This is a genomic window from Pedobacter sp., assembly GCF_045628745.1.
In the GTDB taxonomy this organism is placed as follows: Bacteria; Bacteroidota; Bacteroidia; order Sphingobacteriales; family Sphingobacteriaceae; genus Pedobacter.
Window position 1 is genome coordinate 1 of record NZ_JAZQPU010000108.1, and the last position, 2,169, is coordinate 2,169.

General features: G+C 40.9%; 2 protein-coding genes. Both read right to left on the reverse strand.

The genetic code is table 11. The features are described 5' to 3' along the window. Positions 1-36 precede the first annotated feature (36 nt). Complete coding sequence (locus tag ACR2F7_RS04625) at positions 37-912, reverse strand: dihydrodipicolinate synthase family protein (protein WP_432712422.1); 876 nt, start codon at positions 910-912, stop codon at positions 37-39. 38 nt (positions 913-950) lie between these two features. Then, the coding region (locus ACR2F7_RS04630) for a sodium:solute symporter family transporter (protein ID WP_432712423.1) at positions 951-2,169 on the reverse strand (1,219 nt) is incomplete at its 5' end.

Genomic DNA, 2,169 nt, shown 5'->3' on the forward strand with positions numbered 1-2,169 from the left:
CATATTATCAACTCCTTGGCTCACAGAACGACATGGCTACGATCCGACTTGGATAACTGATGGTGTAAAAGAACCTACATCTCTACGGGTAAAGGTTAAAATATTCAAGCCTCTTTTTTGTAAGAAATATTTTGATACCAGAGGATACACATTGTGCATGACATCCATGTTATCGATCAGGAAGTGTTGTACCTTCTGCACTTCATTGGTTAAATTGACGTCATCGTAATGCTGACAAAGCCACACGATTAATTCAGGAAAGTAATTGCCCTGTATACAGGAAAGGCCAGCAGCACCTGCTTTTAAAGATTCTACAGCATGGACCATGTAAGCATCATAAAGCCCGAATTTATGGCCTGTTGTGCCTGCAATTTTCTCTTTAACTTGCAATAAATCAAGGCTGGTATCTTTATGATAAATCACCCTGCCCGTAGCTACAAACTGCTGGAGCTGCTGGGGTTTAAGCAACCTCTTATAAGGAACAGGACATTCATAAAATCCCAGGGGAATTTTTTCTGTCTGGTCTAATAAATCAAAGAAACGCTGGTCGAACACTTCATCTGTTTCCTGTTCTCCGGCAAGTAAACTGCTGATCAGGATTACAGCCTCAACACCGGTATCATGAACCCTTTTCACGAAGTCGGCCTGTTTATTAATGGTTCCACCAAAGGTTCCTGTGGCGATGACAGGGACTTTACCATTGACTACTTTTATGACGTGGCTGATGACCTGGATTCTTTCCTGATCAGTTAGTTCGAACATCTCACTCGATAAACAATTGGCAAATAAACCTGACGCTCCAGCATTTAAATAACTTTCTGTAAGCTGTGTAAGTGCATCAAAATCTATTTTACCATTGCCATAAAAGGGAGTCAGCATTACCGGGATGAACCCTTTAGGTGAGTTTTTCATTGTAGGTTCTATTTTTTATAAGTTGATATTTAATTATATTATAACTGAGGTTTAATGAGTTTACTTTTAGTTCTGGTTAAGAAAACGCCAGCTAAAAGGATAGTTAATGTACCCACCACAATGATCATATTCCTGTTTAAAGGATTTCTAAAGTATTCATATTCATCAGGCAAATAAATGGAAAAGGTCATCCACATGATTACAGCAATGCCAATCAATGTAGCAGGAATAGCTTCCCGGTTTTTTGTTTGTTTACTGATGATACCGAGTAGGAATAAACCTAACATGCCCGCAGCAAAGATGCCTGAGAACTCCCACCATACATCGAGGATGCTTTTGACCCCTATCATCGCTATGCCCATCGCCATGCCCATAAGGCCAAATCCAACGGTGGCAATATGCAGCAGCAAAAGGTTTTGCCGGTCGGTGATGTCTGGTTTAATATATCTTTTATAGATGTCAACGGAAAATACAGTAGCCGAGGCATTCATGCCTGAGCTGATGGTGCTCATAGCGGCAGACAATACCGCAGAAACGATTAAACCAACCAGGCCTACAGGAATTCTGGTGACCATAAAGTGTGGCATGATCTTGTCGCCATAATCAGCGGGCTGCAAGGCGTTCTGAACCCTTAATATCTCTGCTGCCGAAGCATTCGGGGGCAAACTTTCAATGGCCACCTGGTGCTTTACGGATTGTATCAAGTCAGGATTGACTTCATAAAAGGCGTATAAACAAGATCCTATAATAAAAAATAATAGGGAAGCCGGCAAATATAACCATACACATAACCATATTGATTTGGAAGCTGCTTTTGAAGAGGTAGCCGTATGGTAACGCTGGATATAGTTCTGGTCCATCCCAAAGTTATTGAGGTTGATGAAAAAACCGTACAATAAAACTACCCAAAAAGACGAGCCAATAAAGTCTGGTGAGAAACTGCCTAAACTAAACTTTTCTGCCGACTGACCAATTTCTATAACTTTAGAGATACCACCAGGCATATTAGAAATGATCAAATATAAAATGAGCAAGGCACCAAATGTTTTGACCACAGCCTGGATTACTTCAGTCCAGATGACAGCTTCAATACCACCCAGAACAGTATATAAGATGATACAAATGCCCATGACTACCATAATCATTTGCATGGAATAACCCGTAAGGGCCTGCAGACTTAAAGCAATTCCAAAAAAGATGGAGCCCATGCGGACCAGTTGTGTCAGTAAAAAACATACTGCAGCATAGGTTCTTGCC

Coding starts and splice junctions, on each gene's coding strand:
- ACR2F7_RS04625 (WP_432712422.1), bottom strand. CDS start 912: ATGAAAAACTCACCTAAAGGGTTCATCCCGGTAATGCTGACTCCCTTT.